Here is an 18,248-nt window from a genome sequence, read left to right as displayed (position 1 = left end):
GCCTCGTTAGCGTCACCATCGTACCTCCTATCGGGAGAGCGCTGTCAAGTCAGCGGCTTAACCGTCCTGGCCGGCCAGCTTCAAAGCTCCGTCAAATGCGCTGAAGGACGCCGGGCGCATCGGCCCCCGTCGCCTCCGCGGCGAGCGCGTTCGAGGCCTGTTCGATGCGATCGCGGAGCAGGCGTTCGAAGTCCGCCCGCGCGAGCCCGGGCGCGATCGGCTCCAGGAACTGAATGACCGCGCGCCCCTTGCGGCGCTTCAGCGTGCCGCGCGGCCAGAACACGCCGGTGTCGATCGCCACCGGCGTCACCGGCAGGCCGAGTTCGACGTAGAGGTGGACGATGCCCTGCTTGTAGCGCGGCTCGACGCCGACCGGACGGCGCGTACCTTCGGGGTAGATGATGATCTGCCGCCCGTCCGCCGCCGCCGTTCGCGCCTGCGCCAGCATCTGCGCGAGCGCGTCGCCGCCGGCGGAACGGTTGATCGCGATCATCTTCAGACGCATCAGGAACCAGCCGAAGAACGGCGTCCACGTCAGCTCCCGCTTCAGCACGAACAGCGGGTCGTCGATGAACGGGACGACCGCGAAGGTCTCGAGCGCCGACTGGTGCTTCGAGGCGATCAGCGCCGCGCCGTGCGGCGCGTGTTCCAGTCCCCGCATCTCCACCTCGATGCCGACGACCGTCTTGAGCAGCCAGAGATTGGCGCGGCACCAGAACTTGGCGACGCCGAGCACGTGCCGTCGCGGGAAGAACAGAACGACGGGAACGGTCGCGAGCGCGATGACGACGAGCTGGAGGCCGAACAGGACGTTGAAGGCGAGCGAGCGCCAAAAAACGACGTCGCCGGCGCGACGGCGGAGAACGGACTGTGTCACGGGTGCAGCGGGTCTCGTCAGGAGCGCGACGGCGGAGCGCCGCGGTCGGTCGCGGCGGTCTCGGTGGCGCTGAGGCGGGGAGCGAGGCGCACGCGCACGAGGGCGGCGACGTATTTCACATACTCGCCGGCGAGAAGCTTGGCGGTCGACCAGTCGCGCCACCACGGCTCGCCACGCAGGCGTTCGGTCACGACGGCGTAGGGGACGAGATCGACGTTCGGCATTTCGCGCGCGAGCTCCATGAGCGTGCGCGGCATGTGATAGCCCGAAGTCACCACCACGAGCGAACGGAAATGATGGCGCTCGGCCCAGCGGCGGGTCTCGATCGCGTTCCCGGCGGTGTTGAGCGCGCGGCGGCCGAGATCGACGCAGCAGCGCGCATAGGCCGCGAAATCCGGCAGCGCGCGGGCCAGCTCGCCCTCGGTGGTGGCCGGGTGCACGCCGGAGATGAGCAGCCGCTTGCCGCTGCCGGAGGCGAGCAGCCGCAACGCGTCCGGCAGCCGCTCCGCTCCGCCGGTGAGCACGACGATGCCTTCGCCTCGAACCGCCTGCGTCTGCCGCTCGCCGGCGGGCACTAGCGCCAGGAAGCCGGCGAAGCCGGCGACCGCAAGCGCCCCGGCGGCCAGGCACACGACCACAAGCGTGCGCACGGCGCGCCATGCGCCGTTCGCCGCTTGGCGGTCGCCGCCGTCGTTCCGCACGCCGAGGTCGGCTTCAGTGCTCATGGTCACAACGCATTCGTCTCCGTACGAAAATGCGTCCGGACGCGGCGTCCCGCAAGGGTCGTGCGCCCGTCGGCGATCAGTCGAAGGTGCGCAAGGTTCGATAGACCGTCGCGCGGGAGGTCAGGGCGGTCAGGATTGCGATCACCGCGACGATCGCCGCGACCCCGGCATAGGCGGTCGGGCCGATCTGGAAATTGCCGAACAGCGCGTCGATCTGGTCGGCGGCGGCGGTGCCGACGCTCTGATCCGCTGAGAACTCCGCGATCAGGAAGGTCGCGACGGCGGCGACGCCGCCCGCGAGCCCGCCCTTGAGGCCGAGACGCAGAAAGCGCCGCTGGAACTGGCCGGCGATGTAGCCGTCGCGGGCGCCCACGAAATGCAGCACCTGGACGATGTCGCGGTTGCCGGCCATGGCGCCGCGGGTGGCGAACACCACCGACAGCACCGTCGCGGTCAGCACCAGCGCGAGAACCCCGAGCCCGAGGCCGACCAGCGTGTTGGCCATCGCCACCAGCCGATCGAGGAAGCGCCTGTGATCGTCGAGCGTGGCGCCCGGCACCTCCTTCTCCAGCGCCGAGCGGAGCGCGGAGGGGTCGAAAGGCTCGGTGTCGGAGAGCCGCAGCACGACGAGGCGGGGGATCGGAAGGTCGTCGAACGACAGGCCGGACCCGAGCCAGGGCTCGAGCAGCCGCGCGGTCTCATCGTCGCTGTAGGGGCGCACGTCGACGACGCCCCGCGCGGCCCGCGCGAGAACGATGGCGCGCGCCGCCAAAGCGTCGAGGTCGCGGCCCTCCGCCGGGCGGATCTGGATGGTGGTCTCGCGCATCACGTCGGCCTCCCAGCCCGCCGCGGTCGCGCGCACGAGGTCGACGGCGCCGACGGTCAGCGCGGCGAGATAGGTCATGATCGCGATGACGATCACGAGCGTATGGCCGGAGACCGAGGAGGACGGGACGATCGGGCCCTGTCGGCGCGCGCGGGGCTTGTGCGCCTCGTCGCGGCGGTCTTTGGCGGCGCCGTGCGGCTTGGGAGAAGGCTTGGCGGTCATTCGTACACGTGGAGGCGGCCGTCATGCAGCACGAGGCGCCGGGCGTCGTAAAGGTCCATCAGCGCGATGTCATGGGTGGCGATCACCACCGAGGTGCCGGATTTGTGCAGCTCCACGAACAGCCGCAGGATGCGGCGGGCGAGCTGCGGATCGACGTTGCCCGTCGGTTCGTCCGCGAGCAGCATCTCAGGCCGCGCGACCAGGGCGCGCGCGATCGCGGCGCGCTGCTTCTCGCCGCCGGACAGGACCGGCGGCAGCGCGTCGAGCTTGTCGCCGAGCCCGACCCAGCCGAGCAGCTCCACCACCTCCGCGCGGTACGCGCTCTCGTCGCGGCCGGCGACCCGCAGCGGCAGCGCGACGTTCTCATAGGTCGTCAGGTGATCGAGCAGCCGGAAGTCCTGGAACACGACGCCGATCCGCCGTCTGAGGGAAGGCAGCTCGCGCTTCGGCAGCGTGACGATGTCGCGCCCGAACACCGAGATCAGCCCGCGGGTCGGCTTGAGCCCGAGGAACAGCAGGCGCAGAAGGGTCGTCTTGCCCGCGCCGGACGGCCCGGTCAGAAACTGGAACGAGTTCGGTTCGATCTGGAACGTCAGGTCCCGCAGCACCTCGGGCCCGAGCCCGTAGCGCAGGCCGACATTCTCGAAACGCAGCATGGCGGCGGTCATCTCCGATCGTTGCGTGCTTGCCTGGGCGATCGCCCCGTTGTCGCGCCCATTATTTTAACGATCCATTAACGATAAGATGGCGTGGTCGTGGAGGGCGCGCGCCCGGAGCCGCCCGCCGCGCGATCGCCGCTGCGCGTCCCGTCCTTCGTCCGTCATACAGACTGCGATGCTGATCGTCTGCCCCGCCTGCGCCTCGTCCTACCGCATCGCCCCCGAAGCTCTCGGCGCCGGGCGCATGGTCCGTTGCGCGCGCTGCCGGACCGAGTGGTTCGTAGCGTCGGACGTCGAGGACGCCGTGTGGTCCCCGGCCGAGGAGCCGGTTTTCGACGACGCCCGATCGCCGATCCAGGCGCTGGATGACGATGACGTCATCGACGCGCTGGACGCTGCGCCCGAGGAGGCCGAGCCGGCGGCGGTCGCGGCCGCTTTGGGACAGGAGGGTCGGAGGCGCGAGGCGACGACGCCTCAGCTCCGGGCGCGGAGCGTCTCGCGCTTACGAAAGCTGCGGCCGGCGGCCGTGGTCGCGGCGCTTGGGTCGGCCGTCCTCGTCGCAGGGTTTGCAGCGCGGGCCGACGTGGTCCGGCACGCGCCGGCGACGGGCTCGCTGTTCGCGTTCGCGGGCTTTCCCGTAAACGTCCGCGGATTGGAGATCTCAGCCCTCACTTCGGTCGAGGAGATCGAGGACGGCGTGCCGGTGCTGATGGTGACCGGCTTGGTGTCGAACGTCACCGCTGAGGCCATCGAGCCGCCGCGGCTGCGGCTCGCGGTGCTTGCCGGCGACGACCGGGAAATCTACGCATGGACGACGGTGCTCGGCCGGCCGTCCCTCAAGGGCGGCGAGGCGGCTCCGTTCCGTTCGCGGCTGGCGTCGCCTCCGGCGGAAGGCCGGCGCATCCAGGTGCGCTTCCTCGCCCGCCGCGACCTGCTGCAGACCAAGTGATCCCGGGGACCCCGACGATGAGCCGCCGCGTGAACGTGCTGTACGACGCCAAGACGATCGCCGCGCGAAACGCCGAGCTGGCGGAAGAGATCGCCGCGTCCCAGCCTGAGCGTCTCCTCGCGATCGTGGTGCTCAAGGGCAGCTTCGTGTTCGCGGCGGACCTGATCCGCGCGCTGCACGAGGCGGGGCTCGCGCCTGAAATCGAATTCCTGTCGTTGTCGAGCTATCTCGACGGCACGGTGTCTTCGGGGACGGTGCGCATCGTCCACGACATCGAGAGCGAGGTCGGGGGACGCGACGTTCTGCTGATCGACGACATCCTCGAATCCGGACGGACGCTGGCCTACGCCAAGGACCTCCTGGCGGCGCGGGGCGCGCGCCGCGTCGAGACCTGCGTGCTGCTGGAGAAGCCCGGCAAGCGGGCGGTAACGATCGGCGCCGACTATGTCGGCTTCCAGTGCCCGGACTACTTCGTGGTCGGCTACGGCATGGACGTCGCCCACGCGTACCGTCAGCTGCCGTTCGTCGGCGTGGTCGAGGTCGACGACGGACAGACGTGAAGGAGGCTTCATGGCCCGCATTCTGCTGACTGACGACGAGGAGGCCGTGCGCGGCTTCGTGCAGCGCGCGCTCGAGATGGACGGCCATCAGGTGACGCAGGCGTTCGACGGCGCCGACGCGCTCGACAAGCTCGCCGCCGCTCCGGCGCCCTACGACCTGCTGCTGACCGATATCCGCATGCCGATGATGGACGGCATCGCGCTCGCGCTCGCCGCCGCGCGCGACCACCCGGAAACGGTGATCCTGCTCATGACCGGCTACGCCGACCAGCGCGAACGGGCGGCCGGACTCGACGCGCTGATCCACGACGTGGTGACGAAGCCGTTTTCGCTCGCCCAGATCCGGACCGCGGTGGCGGACGCCCTCGGCTCGCGCGCCGAGCGGCTCATCGCGTGAGCGTTCGGGGTTGACGCGCCGCAGCGACGGGTCATCATCTCGCCGCGATCACGGCGTTGTGGTTGCGCCTCGTCTCGCGCGCGTCCGTCCAACCTGTCGAGCAGGCCGTCACATCCCATGAGCATCGCAGATTCGGCGGCGCTTCAGTTCCGCTCGATCAAGACCCTGATGCTGAAGCGCTTCCGGACGCGCTACGCCGGGTCGCGCGCGGGCTACGCCTGGGCGATCATCGAGCCGCTCGCCTGGGTGTTCGTGCTGAAGTTCGCCTTCGCGAGCCACAGCAACCTGCCGCCGATCGGAACGAGCTACGAGGTGTTCTTCGCGACCGGCGTAACGCTGGCGCGCATGTGGCGCTCTGCTTCCGCCACCGTGATGGGCCCGCTGATGAAGCCGCCGCGAAAGACCTTCCCGGTCTTCAGCCGTCTGGACCAGACTTACGCCATCTGGGCGATGGAATCGATCACCGGCGGCGTGGTGCTGATCGTGATCCTGACGCTGCTCGGCATCTTCGGCATGGATTCCATGCCGAACGACCTGCTGAGCTGCATCATCACCTATTTCGCGCTGACGGTGTTCACGTTCTCGTTCGCCGCCTTCTTCGCGGTGATCGTATTCGTCGCGCCGTTCATGGCGCATTTCCGCGCCATCGTCTTCATGGTCATGTTCTTCACCTCGGGATTTGCGACCGTGCTCGACCGGATACCGCCGGCCTGGCGCGAGGTGATCTCGTGGAATCCCCTGGTGCATTTCATCGAGTGGTTCCGCGAGGGGTTCTACCCTGGCTACCAATGCGCAAACCTCGACCTCGAATATGTCTTCACCTTCACGGTCATTTGCCTTCTGATCGGCCTCGTGGGCGAACGAGCCTTCCGTCGCCGCGCGCTGGCGCCCGCAGCCTGACCGGGGGCGCATGATCGAGCTGCGCAACGTCTGGAAGGCGTTCGGCTCCGGCCGCAAGCGCCATGTGGTGGTCGGAGGCGCCAGCCTCGTCCTGCCGCGCGGACGCAAGATCGCGCTGCTCGGCGCGCCCGGAATGGGCAAATCGACCCTGCTGCGGATACTCGCCGGGCTCGAAGAGCCGGATCAGGGCGTCGTCAGGGCGACCGGGCTGAGGTGCTGGCCGTTCAACTACGGCAGCTTCATGGAGAAGAACGCGACCATTCTGCAGAACGGCCTTCTCTTCGAGCACCTTTTCAAGGTCGACGGCAAAGAGGTGGCCGCGATCGCCGCCGAACTGAGCGGCGTCAGGGTCGGGCCGGCTAAGCCGTTTCGCAAGTACACGACGCTTGAGAAACGAGGGCTCATGCTCGGCTTCTCGCTCGCGGTCCAATTCGACTGGTACTTCGTCGACGACAACCTTCCGCCCCCTCCGCCGGATCAGGGACCCATGATCGACAGCGTGATCGCGGACCGCTTCGAACGCGCGTCCGTCATCTGGGCCACAAGTGACTCTTCGTTCCTTGAAGGGTATTGTGACGCAGGGCTTGTTCTGCATCGCGGAAAATTGACTTTTTATGATACGTTAGCGGAAGCGTCGGAAGCATACGTCGCCGCGGCTCAGAACGAGGGCTCGAAGCGTAAATGACCGATACCAACGTTATGCGGTCCGGTGGGCCGGCCACACAGCTCGGGGCTCGCGCCCGCACCATACTGAAATCGCTCGCGGAGAACGCGCCTGCGCAGACCGCCGCGGTCGCGCCGGCGACGCCAAGCGTCGCACCTGCAGGCGATGTCGGGGCGGCCACAGCCTCCCAGGGCGCCGTGACGCCGGCCGCCACCGCGCCTGCGCCCGCGGAGCACGCGCCAGGCAAGATCGTCGCGCTCCCGCGCCGCCAGCGCAACGGCGCGCCGAAGCCGGGCCAGGCGCAGCTTCCGCGTCCTGCCGCGCGGCCGGTGGCGGCTAAGGCTAAGAAGAGCCTGCTTAAGATCTCGGCGATGCTCGCGATCGGACTGCCGACGGCGCTCGCGACCGTCTATTACGGCTTCATCGCCTCGCCGCAGTACATCGCCGAGGCGAAGTTCGCGGTGCGCGGCGCCGAAGAGAGCAGTGCGGGCGCCATGGCCGGCGGCCTGAGCCAGCTCGCGGGGCTCTCGACCGCAGCCTCCACCGCGTCGGACAGCTTCATCGTCGCGCAGTTCGTCGAGAGCCGGCAGCTCGTCGACAGCCTGCAGAAGTCCGTCGACCTGCGCTCCGCCTACACGCGCGAGGGCGCCGACTTCCTGGCGCGCTATCGGCCCTATGGAACGGACGACACGTCCGAGCATCTTGCGGGGTACTGGAACTCGGTCTCGCATGTGTATTACGAGCCGATCTCGGGCATCATCTCCTTCAATGTCCGCGCCTTCACGCGGGACGACGCGCTCAAGATCGCCCGCGAGACGGTGCGCGAGAGCGAAGAGCTCGTGAACAAGCTGTCGGCCCGCGCCCGCGAGGACGCGATCTTCGACAGCAAGCAGGAACTGTCGCGCGCCGAACTCCGGCTCAAGTTCGCCCGGAAGGCGATCCAGGACTTCCGCGACCGCGAAGGCGCGGTGGACCCGGCGAAGAGCGCGGAATCCCAGCTCACCATCGTGTCGACGCTTGAGGCGGACCTCGCGAAGCAGGAGGCCGATATGGCCTCCGCCACCGCCTTCCTGAGCAAGGACGCGCCGACCGTCCGCGTCATGCGCAACAAGATCGACGCGCTGAAGCGGCGGATCGAGATCGAGCGCGCCAAGATCGGCTCGCTCGAGGCGCAGGCCAAGAAAGAGACGGTTCGCCCCCTGCTGTCGACATCGTTCTCGGAGTTCGAGGAACTTCAGACCGAGCGGGATTTCGCGCAGAAATCCTATGAGGCGGCGCTGGCGTCCGTCGAAAGCGCCCGCATGCGCGCCGAGCGCCAGTCGCGCTACCTCGCGACCTTCGTGGAGCCGCGCCTGCCGGAAGACTCGATGTATCCTCTGCGGATGCAGAGCATCCTTCTGGTGGCCCTGTGCGCGGCCATCGCCTGGGCGATCGGCGTGCTTGTCTTCTACGGCATCCGCGACCACAGCGCCTGACCGCGTCCGCTCGGACGGCAATCCACGCCGCGCCCGGCTTCCGAAGCCCGGCGCGGCGTTTTCGTTTGGCGCCGCGGTCAGCCTTCCGGCGCGGCTTCGGGCTTGAAGGCGAGCGGCTTCGGCGTCGTGGCCTTCCGCCGCGTGGGCTTGGCGGGCGCGGCGGCCGGCGCCACGGAATGCGGCTCAAGGACCAGCGCGACGGGGCTCGGATAGTGCTCGAGCGTTGCGCCGGTCGCCGCGTCCACGCCCATGCCGATCACGCCGCCGACCAGCACGTTGCCGGCGAAGCCCGCCGCGCCTGAGCCGGCGAGCCGCGTCTTCACCGGCGTGGCGGCGTCCTTGTATCCGGGCATCGACGCGGTGACGATGAACTCGTCCTTCCGGCCGACCGTCAGCGTGCAGGGACTCTGGCAGGAATGGCTCATGGAGGTCTTCACGGCGGCGCCCGGCGGCGTGGTCGTGATCGTGATCTGGTCGGTCGTCCCTCGGGTGATCGAGGCGCAAGCGGCGAGAGGCAGCGTCAAAACCGCTGCGAGAAGAAGGCGCATCCGCGAATCATCTCCAGTAGCCGTTCCTTGCGACGGCTGGAGAAGTGCTCGTATGGGTAGCGAGAATCCGGCGACATTGGGGCAAACGCGTACAGGGCGTCGATCGTGCCGGGGCGTGCCTTCTGTGTCTCATCCCGCCGCCGCGTCCGCGGGTCAGAGCCCGAGCGCGGCGTCGACCCTGGCGAAATGCGAGGCCCAGCTCGGCGGAGCGTAGGCCGCAGCGCGGGCGAGCGCCTGGTCCCGGCGCGGAGACGGGTCGCGCATGAACGCGAGCACAGCGCGCTCCCAGCCCGGCCCGTCCAGCGGATCGAGATAGTCCGCGGCGTCGCCGGCGACCTCGCGGAACGCGGGGAGGTCGGAAGCGACCGCCGGCGCGCCGAGGCCGAGCGCCTCCGCAAGCGGCAGGCCGAAGCCCTCGGAAAAGCTCGGGAACAACAGCGCGCGCGCCCCGCGCAGCAGCGCGACGAGGGCCGTGTCCGGCAGGTCGTTGGTCTCGATCACGTGGGCGCGCATAGCCGGGCACCGTTCGAGGAGGTCGACGACCATCTCGTTCTCCCAGCCGCGGCGGCCGACCAGCACCAGCGTCGGCGCGGCCTCGCCCAGCTCTTCTGCGAGCCGCCGCCACACGTGGAGCAGCGTCAGGTGGTTCTTGCGCGGCTCGATGGTGCCGAGCGCGACGAAATAGGGCTTCGTCGCCGCGAGCGGCTCGACGTCGCGCCGAAAGCCGCTCTCGACGCCAAGTCTCGCCGGCACGATCGGGGGCGCAAACCGCTTCGTCTCCATCGCGAAGGCGGCGAGATCGCGGGCCGTGTCCTCCGAATTCGCGATCAGCGTGGTCGCGAATTCGAGCGCCGTCGTCATGCGCCGGCGGTGCCGCGCGTCCTCGCCGGCCCGGCCGTATTCGGGAAAGCGGATCGGGATCAGGTCGTGGACCAGAACGGTCAGGTCCGCGCCGGCCGCGCGGATGGCCTCGAACGGCGCCGTGCGGTCGAGGCGGATGTGGGAGACGTGGACGTAGGTGTCGCCGGGCGCGACGGGCGGGAAGGCGAAGCCGGCGAGCGCGATCGCCCGCAGGCTGATCGCGAGCCTGGTCGCGTCCTCGCCTTCGTCATGCGCGGAGGCGGCGTCCCATGCGGCGGGCGTCGCCGCCCCAAGTCGCCCGGCGAGCCTGCGGGCGGATGCGGCGTCGCCGCGGCCTTCGCTCCAGCGCCGGTCGAGCGCCTCCACCAGCGCCGCCACGCGGCCGCGCGGCAGCCGCCCCGCGACGCGCCCCGTGATCGCGGCGAAGCCCGTGCGTTGGGGCGGCAGCTCCAGCATGCGGCGGGCGTAGGCGAGCTCGACCCGGTCGACGCCGGTCGCGACCGGATGGTGCGCGCGCGTCAGAAGGCGTGTGACGTCGAGGACGGTGCGGGGCATGGCGGGCCGGGGATGCTCTGAGGCCGGACGGCGTGGGCTGTCGCGGCGTAACATGCGCCGCCGTCGGCCGGAAGCGCGGCGGGCCTTGGCGGCGGCGCGCTTCCGGCCGATCTTCCGCCCGAAGACGACGCGCAAGGACCCGCCCATGACGCCGCCGGAGACCACAGCCCCCGCTTTCGACTGGGAGGACCCGTTCGATCTGCGCTCTCAGCTCACCGAGGACGAGCGGCTGGCGCAGGACACGGCGGAATCCTACGCCCAGGACAGGCTCATGCCGCGGGTGCGCGACGCCTACCGGCACGAACGCTTCGACCGCGAGATCCTCGCCGAGATGGGCGAACTCGGCCTGCTCGGCGCCACGCTGCCGGAAGCCTATGGCGGCGCGGGGCTTGGCTATGTCGCCTATGGCCTCGCGGCCCGCGAGATCGAGCGCGCCGATTCCGGCTACCGCTCCGCGATGAGCGTGCAGTCCTCGCTCGTGATGTATCCGATCTGGGCCTATGGCGACGAGGCGCAGCGCCGCCGCTTCCTGCCGAAGCTCGCCCGCGGCGAGGCGGTCGGCTGCTTCGGCCTGACCGAGCCGGACGCGGGCTCCGATCCGGCCGGGATGCGGACCCGCGCCGACCGGATCGACGGCGGCTACCGCCTGAACGGCGCCAAGACGTGGATCACCAACGCGCCGATCGCGGACGTCTTCGTCGTCTGGGCAAAGAGCGCCGCCCATGAGGGCCGCATCCGGGGCTTCCTGCTGGAGAAGGGCGCGAAAGGCCTCTCGGCGCCGAAGATCGAGGGCAAGCTCGCGCTGCGGGCCTCGGTCACCGGCGAGATCGTGATGGACGGCGTCGAGGTGCCGGAGAGCGCGCTGCTGCCGAACGTCTCGGGCCTGAAGGGGCCGTTCGGCTGCCTCAACCGCGCGCGCTACGGCATCGCCTGGGGCGCCATGGGGGCGGCCGAGTTCTGCTGGAAGGCGGCGCGGGACTACACGCTCGCGCGCGTTCAGTTCGGCCGGCCGCTCGCCCAGACCCAGCTCGTGCAGAAGAAGCTCGCCGACATGCAGACCGAGATCGCGCTCGGGCTGCAGGCGGCGCTACGGGCCGGGCGGCTGTTCGACGAAGGCCGGCTCGCGCCGGAGGCGATCTCGCTGATCAAGCGCAACGCCTGCGGCAAGGCGCTCGACATCGCCCGCGTCGCGCGCGACATGCACGGCGGCAACGGCATTTCGGACGAGTACCACGTGATGCGGGTCGCCCAGAACCTCGAGGCGGTGAACACCTACGAGGGCGCGCACGACGTGCATGCGCTGATCCTCGGCCGCGCCCAGACCGGGCTGCAGGCGTTCTCGTAGAGAACGAGCGTCAGCGTCCCGCCGCGGCGCGGGTCGCGAAGGCGTCGTCGAGCTTGGCGGCCAGCGCCTCGTAGTTCTCGTCGAAATGGTGCCCGCCGGGCTCCTCCAGCCGCGCGGAGGGCGGGAACGTGTCGGTGGCGCAGGCCACGTCGTTGTCCGCGTCCTTGAGCTCGTCCTTGCCGTAGATGCACAGCACCCGGTCCATCGGCAGCGCCGCGGCGGGCTTCAGCACGTCGTGCTCGCCCGACTTGACGCCGAGCCAGCCCGAGACGCTGAGCTCGAAATCGGCGGTCTTGGACAGGCCGAGCAGGGCGATCAGGCGGACGGAATCCCGTGTCTGCTTCGAGACGCGGCCCCAGGCGAAGGGGATGACGTCGGCCCCGAAGGAGTATCCGGCGAGCAGCGTCTTCGGCGCCTTCCACTCCGGCCCGTAGCGGCCGAGGATCGCCTCCAGGTCCTCGCCCATCTCGCGCGGGGTCTTCTCGTTCCAGAAGTAGCGCAGCGTGTCGACGCCCACGACGCCGTAGCCGCGCGTCTGGAACTCTTCGGCGAGCGTCTTGTCGAGGTCGCGCCAGCCGCCGTCGCCGGCGTAGATCACGACGAGGCCTTTCGGGTCGGGCCGCTTCGGCGGATAGAGCACCAGCGGCAGGTCGTTCACCGCGTCGGCGTCGCTCCCGCCGATGTCGAGCGCCGCGTCGCGGGCGGCGGCGGCCATGTCCGCGCCCGCCGGCTGCTCGACGACGTCGCCGGTCGGCAGCGGCGCAACGAACTCCTTGACCGCCTGCGGCGCCGGCCCGTCGGTCAGCACGCGCCATTCGCCCTGCAGCGGCGCCGGCGTGTCAGAGCCGAGGACGAGCTCGGCGCCGTCGCGCGTCTCGGTCTTCGGGCCGTCGCAAAGCGGCTTCGCCAGCGGGACCTTGGCTGTGAAACCCACCGAGACCGCGCCCGTGAACATGTTGGCGGGCGCCTGCGACAGCGCCGCATAGGCGACGTCCGCGCCGCGGCCGACGCCGAGCAGCACGGGGAAGCGGTAGCGCTTGAGGCCGAGCTCCTTGCCGGCGAGCCGGCCCCATTCCTCGACGTCGCCGGGCAGGAAGACGCAGTCCTCCTTCTCGCGCCCGAGCCCTTCGAGCCAGCGCGGCAGGTCGATCCCGATCACCAGCGCGCCTTGGCGCGCGAGCGCGTCGGCTTCCGCGGCGCGGGCCGGCGTCCAGCCGTCCAGACCTGAGATCAGCGCGACGATCGCGTCAGGCTCGCCGGCGGGGGCGACGATCGGCACGTTCGCGACCGTCTCGTTGCCGGCGGTCGCGCGGCGGAGGTCGTCGGCGGAGGCGGGGCCTGCGAGCGCGGCGGCGCAGGCGAGCGCCAGAAGCAGCCTCCGGAGGCTCACGCCGCGCTTTCCTTCGGCTCGGCCAGCAGCGCGGCGCGCATCGCCTCGTCCGCCCGCTTCGGCGCGCCGCCGATCAGCGCGGTGACGTCGAGCAGGATCTGAGGCAGCACCCACCCGCCGGGGCAGGCGAGGTAGCGGGGCTCCCACACCGGCGAGAACTTGGACTTGTAGGTCCTGAGACCCTCGAAATTGTAGAAGTTGTCGCCGTAGCGGAACAGGAAGGCGCCGACGCGGTTCCAGGTCGGCCCGAGCGGGTGATCGACGAGCCCCGACAGCGGCGCCATGCCGAGGTTGAACCAGCGGTAGCCGTCGGCCTTGGCGCGCAGCATCAGCCGCACGAACAGCGCGTCCATCACGCCCTTGGGCGCGTCGGGGAGGTAGCGCATCAGGTCGACCGTCGCCTCCTCCTTGTCCGCGCCGTACCACATGTTGGCGAAGGCGACGATGCGGCCCTCGTGCCGGACGATCGCCATGTCGAAGTGGCGAAGATAGCCTTCGGACCAGAAGCCGAGCGAGAAGCCCTTCTCCCCGACCTTCTTGGAGGCCATCCAGGCGTCGGAGACGCGGCGCAGCTCCGGCAGCAGGGCGGCGGCCTGCTCGCGAGGCACGATCGCCACCTCGAGCCCGTCCTTCGACGCCTTGCGATCGACGTAGCGCCACTCGTAGCCGGCCTTGCCCTCGAGCGTGAACTTCGAAAGCTCGACCCGCGCCTCCTCGCCGAGCTTCAGCAGCGACAGGCCGAGGTCGAGATAGGTCGGCAGCCGCGCCACGCTCGCCTGGTAGAACACCGGCCAGCCGCTGTGCTGGTCGGCGAGCTCGCGGAACGCCCAGAGCAGCTCCGACACCTTGTCCGCGGGGCCGACCGGGTCGCCCATCGCGACCCAGCTCCGGCCCTGCACCTGGTACATGATGAAGGCGTCGCCGGCCTCGGAGAACAGGAAGCGCTTGTCGCCGAGAAAGGCGAGGTTGGCGTCCGCCCGCGGCGACCGGGCGACGATTTCGGCGACGCGGCCCGACGCGGCCTCGGCGGAGGCCTTCGGCGCGCTGTGACGGTGCAGCAGCGCGTACAGGCCGATCGCGAGCGCGGCGACGCCTGCCGCGAGGCTCGCGCGCAGGAAGCGCGGCGCGTCGCCGCGATAGGCGAAGTCCCACCACAGGTCGTTCGAATATTCGACGTTGCGGTAGGCGAAGAAGCCGAGCCAGACCGAGCCGCACAGCACGATCGCGACCGCCGCGAGCCAGGCCGGCGCGAGGTCCTGGTCCCACAGCGAGGCGCGGCGGTAGAAGGCGCGGCGGTTGACGGTCAGCAGCGCGAGGACGACGCCGAGCACGATCGCCTCCTCGATGTCGACGCCCTTCACGAGCGAAAACACGAGGCCGGCGGCGAGCAGCAATTGGGCGATGCGGTAGGCTCCGTCGAGTCGCCTGAGCAGGCCGCGCGCGACCACCAGCAGCACCACGCCGACGACGCTCGCGAGCAGATGCGAGGCCTCGACGAAGGGCAACGGCACGAAGCCGCGCAGCACGTGAAGGCGGTCGGTCTCGGCAGGCAGCGCGCCGGAGATCAGCAGCACGATGCCGCCGAGGAAAACGGCGGCGCCCAGCACGATGGGGGCCACCGGCCGCATGACGGCGGCGAGCATCACGCCGGCGCGGTGGAGATAGCCCTTGCGGCGGGCGAACTCCGAGCCCCCGAGCAGCCCGAGCGCGAGGGTGAAGGGAATGAGGTAGTAGACCACCCGCCACAGCAGCAGGCTCGCCAGCACCGCGTCGGCCGGCAGGTTCGGCAGCGCGATCAGCACGGTCGCCTCGATCACGCCGGCGCCGCCCGGCGCGTGGCTCAGCATGCCAAGCGTCATCGCGACCACGAACAGCGCGGCGAAGGTCGGGAAGGCGATCACGGCGTCCGCGGGCAGCAGCACCCACAGCGCGAAGGCGGCGCCGAGCAGGTCGACGAGGCCGATGATGATCTGCGCGCCGGTGGACTTCACGCCCGGCAGCGCGAGCCGGTAGCCTTCGATCGTGACGGCCCGCTCACGCCGCGAGATCCAGAGCAGATAGAACGCCAGCGCCGCCAGGATCGCGATCCCGATCGCCATGTTGACCGAGACCGGCAGGCCGTCGAGGCGGGAGACGTCCGGCGCCTCGGTGACGAGGCCGATCGCGAGCGTGAAGAAGATGCCGAGCCACAGCGTGAGCGCCGAGATCGCGGTGATCGCGGCGACCTCCGCCGCGCCGAGGCCGGCGCCGGCGTAGATCCGGTAGCGCACCGCGCCCGCGACCACGAGCTGGAACCCGATCGTGTAGGACAGCGCGTAGCCCGTGAACGAGGCGAGCGCGGCGATGGGATAGCCGACGTCGCGGCGCTTGATGTGCAGGATGCCGAACCAGTCGTAGCCCGTGAGCGCGACGTAGCTCGCGGCGGTCGCGGCGAGCGCTATGCCGAGCGTGCTCCACGGCGTGGCCGCGATCGCCGTCTTGACGTCGTCGAGCTTGACCTCCTCGACGAGGCCGTGGAGCACGTAGAGCACCACGGCGAACAGCAGCAACGAGGCGAGGGCGCCGACGGTGCGCCACGGCACGGTGGCGGCCCAGGCGCGAAGGCGCGGGAAGGCCAGAGGCGGCGGAGCCTCGCCGGACGGGGCGCCGTCCTCCGCCGCCTGCCCCTGAACGGCGGAGGCGCCGTCGGGCGGTGCGTCGCCAGGCGTCGTCGCGTCGGGGGCGGGGGCCGTCTCGGTCGGTCGGGACATGTCAGCCGTGGCACATGGCGTGAAGCGGGCCGCGAAGCAAGCCGCGCGACGTAAGGCGCGCAGAGAAGGCCTCGACAATCACGGCGGACATAGGGCGGATTTTAACCCGAACGCGATAGCAGAACGTCATGCGTCTTACGACAGGCGTCCGGTCGCGCAGGCGCGTTCCGGAGGCCAGCGAACGGAGGCCGGCATGAGGCCCGCAAGCATGACCCTGGTCGAGGAGGTCCGCCGCCCCGCGCCGTCCGGCCTCGCGCCGCTGGCGGTCGACGTGGACGGCACCCTGATCCGCGGCGACCTGCTCGCCGAGCAGGCGCTCGTCTTCCTGCGCAATCCGCTGCGCATCTTCACGCTGCTGTTCTGGATGCTGAAAGGCCGCGCCGCGCTGAAGCGGCGGCTGTCCGAAAGCGTCGAGATCGACGTGGAGGCGCTGCCGGTCAACGAGGAGCTCGTGGCCTTCATCGAGGCGGAGCGCGCGAAGGGCCGCGAGATCCATCTCGCCACCGCGTCCGACGCGCTGGTCGCGGCCAAGCTCGCCGCCCGCTTCGGATTCGTCGACGGCGTGATCGCGAGCGACGGCGTCTCGAACCTGAAGGGCGAGGCCAAGGCCGCCGCGCTGACGAAGCGCTTTCCCGGCGGCTTCGCCTATGCCGGCGACGCCGCCGCCGACCTGCCGGTGTGGCGCGCGGCCAGGGAGACCGTGGTGGTCGGGGCGCGCGCCTCGACGCTGAAGGCCGCTGAGGCTATCCGTCCGCCGCTCGCCGTCATCCCACGCCCGAGGATCGGCGCGAGGACCGTCGCCAAGGCCGCCCGCGTGCACCAATGGGCCAAGAACGCGCTCGTGTTCGTGCCGATGGTCCTCGGCGGAAAGGCGCTCGACCTCGAAACCTGGGCGGTGACGCTCGCGGGTTTCGTCCTGCTCGGGATCCTGGCGTCGTCGACCTATCTGCTGAACGACCTCTGGGACATCAACGACGACCGCCGGCACTGGTCGAAGCGCGACCGCGCCTTCGCGAGCGGGCGGCTGCCGATCGCGGCCGGCCTCGCCGCGGCGCCGATCGGCATCTTGATCGCGCTCGGCGGCGCCGCGCTGATCGGGTGGGGCGCGTTCTTCGCGCTGCTCGGCTATCTCGTCGTGACGCTCGCCTATTCGTTCCGCCTGAAGCAGGTCGCGGTGCTCGACGTGTTCACGCTCGCCGGCTTGTTCACGATGCGGCTCGTCGTCGGCGTGGCGCTCGCGGGCGTGGTCGCGTCGCCGTGGCTGCTGGTGTTCTCCATGTTCATCTTCGCCTCGCTGTCCTTCGCCAAGCGCCACACCGAGATGGTGCGGGTGGCGCTGGCGGGTAAGGACAAGGCCGCCGGCCGCGGGTACATCGCCGCCGACGCGCCGTTCCTGATCTGCATGGGCACGGCCACCGGCATGTCGGCGGTGCTCGTCATGGTGCTCTATATCTTCAACGAGGCGTTCCCGGCCGGCATGTACCAGACGCCGGGCGCGCTCTGGGCGTTCCCCTGCGTGCTGTTCCTCTGGCTCGGCCGCGTCTGGGTGCTGTCGGGCCGCGACGAACTCCACGACGACCCTGTCGCCTTCGCGGTCCGGGACCGGCCGAGCATCGCGCTTGGCGTGGTGATGGCGCTCGCTTTCGTCGCTGCGATCGCCCCCGTCGGCCGGCTGTGGTGAGGGGACGATGCAGAACCTCGTCGCCGTCCTGCCGCCCTCCCTGCGCGCCCGCATGAGCCCGGCTGAGCTTCGCCGCATCGGCCGGTTCCTGCTCGCAGGCGGCTTCGCGGCCTTCGTGAACTGGGCGGCGCGGTTCCCGCTCAACGAGATTATGCCGTTCTCGGCCGCGGTGCTGGTCGCCTACGGCATCGGCATGGTGGTGGGCTTCTTCCTCTACCGCTTGTTCGTGTTCGAGGCGCGCGAAGGCGACGCCCGCGCGCAGCTCTGGAAGTTCGTGGTCGTCAATCTCGTCGGCGCCCTCGAGGTCTGGCTGCTCGCGCTCGCCTTCGTGCATTGGCTCGCGCCAGCCGTGGGCTGGACGCTGTGGGTCGAGCCCATCGCCCACGCCGCCGCGATCGGCATCGGCGCGGCGACGAGCTATGTCGGCCACCGCCTGCTGACGTTCCGGGGGATGTGAGGGCGGGCGCGCCCCGTCTGGCGCGTCCGAGATCCCGTGCTAAGCCCGTCGCGGACAACGACGGGAGCGGGACGATGAACTGGCTTTATCTGGCGGCGGCGATCTTGTGCGAGGTGTTCGCCACCTCGGCGATGAAGACGACCGAGGGCTTCACCCGGCTCGGCCCTTCGATCATCACCATCCTCGGCTACGCTGTCGCCTTTTACTTCCTATCGCTGACGCTCCGGACGATCCCGATCGGCGTGGCCTACGCCGTATGGTCGGGCGCCGGCATCGTGCTGATCTCGCTCGTCGGCTGGCTCGCCTTCGGCCAGAAGCTCGACGCGCCGGCGATCGCGGGCGTCGGGCTGATCGTGGCCGGCGTCGTGGTGCTGAACCTGTTCTCGAAGGCGGGCGCGCATTGACGC

At 70.3% G+C, this 18,248-nt stretch carries 18 protein-coding genes; 10 read left to right on the top strand and 8 right to left on the bottom strand.

Annotation, left to right across the window (positions count from 1 at the left end):
* Positions 1-91: 91 nt before the first annotated feature.
* The 4 genes from PKE78_RS09875 to ftsE form a co-directional block, all read right to left on the bottom strand.
* Complete coding sequence (locus PKE78_RS09875; RefSeq protein WP_271200702.1) at positions 92-877, bottom strand: lysophospholipid acyltransferase family protein; 786 nt, start codon at positions 875-877, stop codon at positions 92-94.
* Between the two features lie 17 nt (positions 878-894).
* Positions 895-1,602: a YdcF family protein gene (locus PKE78_RS09870; RefSeq protein ID WP_271200701.1), complete on the bottom strand. Its 708-nt coding sequence runs from the start codon at positions 1,600-1,602 to the stop codon at positions 895-897.
* A gap of 76 nt (positions 1,603-1,678) precedes the next feature.
* Positions 1,679-2,650, bottom strand: coding sequence for a cell division protein FtsX (locus tag PKE78_RS09865; RefSeq protein ID WP_271200700.1), 972 nt, complete (start codon positions 2,648-2,650; stop codon positions 1,679-1,681).
* Positions 2,647-3,306 carry a cell division ATP-binding protein FtsE gene (gene ftsE / locus PKE78_RS09860; protein ID WP_271200970.1) on the bottom strand — a complete coding sequence of 220 codons (660 nt, stop codon included), beginning with the start codon at positions 3,304-3,306 and terminating at the stop codon, positions 2,647-2,649. The genes PKE78_RS09865 and ftsE overlap by 4 nt, the downstream gene beginning before the upstream one ends.
* Before the next feature lie 178 nt (positions 3,307-3,484).
* Between ftsE and PKE78_RS09855 the strand changes: the two genes are divergently transcribed.
* From PKE78_RS09855 to PKE78_RS09830, 6 genes are all read left to right on the top strand, one after another.
* Complete coding sequence (locus tag PKE78_RS09855; protein ID WP_271200699.1) at positions 3,485-4,258, top strand: zinc-ribbon domain-containing protein; 774 nt, start codon at positions 3,485-3,487, stop codon at positions 4,256-4,258.
* A 17-nt stretch (positions 4,259-4,275) separates the two neighbouring features.
* Complete coding sequence (gene hpt, locus PKE78_RS09850) at positions 4,276-4,818, top strand: hypoxanthine phosphoribosyltransferase (RefSeq protein ID WP_271200698.1); 543 nt, start codon at positions 4,276-4,278, stop codon at positions 4,816-4,818.
* A 10-nt stretch (positions 4,819-4,828) separates the two neighbouring features.
* On the top strand, positions 4,829-5,215 hold the full coding sequence (locus tag PKE78_RS09845; protein WP_271200697.1) for a response regulator: 387 nt from the start codon (positions 4,829-4,831) through the stop codon (positions 5,213-5,215).
* 117 nt (positions 5,216-5,332) lie between these two features.
* The gene (locus PKE78_RS09840; RefSeq protein WP_271200696.1) at positions 5,333-6,115 is read left to right on the top strand and encodes an ABC transporter permease; all 783 of its coding nucleotides are present in this window, start codon (positions 5,333-5,335) and stop codon (positions 6,113-6,115) included.
* Positions 6,116-6,125: 10 nt separating this feature from the next.
* Entirely contained in the window at positions 6,126-6,800 is a 675-nt protein-coding gene (locus tag PKE78_RS09835; protein WP_271200695.1) for an ATP-binding cassette domain-containing protein, read from the top strand.
* Positions 6,797-8,254 carry a KpsE/RkpR family capsule polysaccharide export protein gene (locus PKE78_RS09830; RefSeq protein ID WP_271200694.1) on the top strand — a complete coding sequence of 486 codons (1,458 nt, stop codon included), beginning with the start codon at positions 6,797-6,799 and terminating at the stop codon, positions 8,252-8,254. The genes PKE78_RS09835 and PKE78_RS09830 overlap by 4 nt, the downstream gene beginning before the upstream one ends.
* A 77-nt stretch (positions 8,255-8,331) precedes the next feature.
* On the opposite strand, the gene PKE78_RS09825 is transcribed toward PKE78_RS09830, so the two are convergent.
* Both PKE78_RS09825 and PKE78_RS09820 read right to left on the bottom strand, forming a co-directional pair.
* The gene (locus PKE78_RS09825) at positions 8,332-8,802 is read right to left on the bottom strand and encodes a PEGA domain-containing protein (RefSeq protein ID WP_271200693.1); all 471 of its coding nucleotides are present in this window, start codon (positions 8,800-8,802) and stop codon (positions 8,332-8,334) included.
* 153 nt (positions 8,803-8,955) lie between these two features.
* Positions 8,956-10,218, bottom strand: a complete 1,263-nt coding sequence (locus PKE78_RS09820) for a glycosyltransferase family 4 protein (protein WP_271200692.1) — start codon at positions 10,216-10,218, stop codon at positions 8,956-8,958.
* 145 nt (positions 10,219-10,363) lie between these two features.
* Here PKE78_RS09820 and PKE78_RS09815 point away from each other — a divergent pair, with 145 nt between their 5' ends.
* On the top strand, positions 10,364-11,563 hold the full coding sequence (locus PKE78_RS09815; protein ID WP_271200691.1) for an acyl-CoA dehydrogenase: 1,200 nt from the start codon (positions 10,364-10,366) through the stop codon (positions 11,561-11,563).
* Positions 11,564-11,573: 10 nt separating this feature from the next.
* On the opposite strand, the gene PKE78_RS09810 is transcribed toward PKE78_RS09815, so the two are convergent.
* Positions 11,574-12,953: an AcvB/VirJ family lysyl-phosphatidylglycerol hydrolase gene (locus PKE78_RS09810; protein ID WP_271200690.1), complete on the bottom strand. Its 1,380-nt coding sequence runs from the start codon at positions 12,951-12,953 to the stop codon at positions 11,574-11,576.
* Entirely contained in the window at positions 12,950-15,703 is a 2,754-nt protein-coding gene (gene mprF / locus PKE78_RS09805; protein ID WP_271200689.1) for a bifunctional lysylphosphatidylglycerol flippase/synthetase MprF, read from the bottom strand. The genes PKE78_RS09810 and mprF overlap by 4 nt, the downstream gene beginning before the upstream one ends.
* A gap of 193 nt (positions 15,704-15,896) precedes the next feature.
* Here mprF and PKE78_RS09800 point away from each other — a divergent pair, with 193 nt between their 5' ends.
* The 3 genes from PKE78_RS09800 to PKE78_RS09790 all read left to right on the top strand — a co-directional run bounded on the left by PKE78_RS09800 (position 15,897) and on the right by PKE78_RS09790 (position 18,245).
* Positions 15,897-17,384 carry a UbiA family prenyltransferase gene (locus PKE78_RS09800; protein ID WP_271200688.1) on the top strand — a complete coding sequence of 496 codons (1,488 nt, stop codon included), beginning with the start codon at positions 15,897-15,899 and terminating at the stop codon, positions 17,382-17,384.
* 7 nt (positions 17,385-17,391) lie between these two features.
* Positions 17,392-17,841 (top strand): GtrA family protein, encoded by a 450-nt coding sequence (locus tag PKE78_RS09795; protein WP_271200687.1) that lies wholly within the window; start codon positions 17,392-17,394, stop codon positions 17,839-17,841.
* A 74-nt stretch (positions 17,842-17,915) separates the two neighbouring features.
* Positions 17,916-18,245, top strand: a complete 330-nt coding sequence (locus PKE78_RS09790) for a DMT family transporter (RefSeq protein ID WP_271200686.1) — start codon at positions 17,916-17,918, stop codon at positions 18,243-18,245.
* Positions 18,246-18,248 lie beyond the last annotated feature (3 nt).

The sequence above is a fragment of the Methylopila turkensis genome (genome assembly GCF_027922325.1).
Lineage (GTDB): Bacteria > Pseudomonadota > Alphaproteobacteria > Rhizobiales > Methylopilaceae > Methylopila > Methylopila turkensis.
The sequence above is the reverse complement of the archived record's forward strand: the minus strand, read 5'-3'. Positions and strand labels throughout refer to the sequence as shown.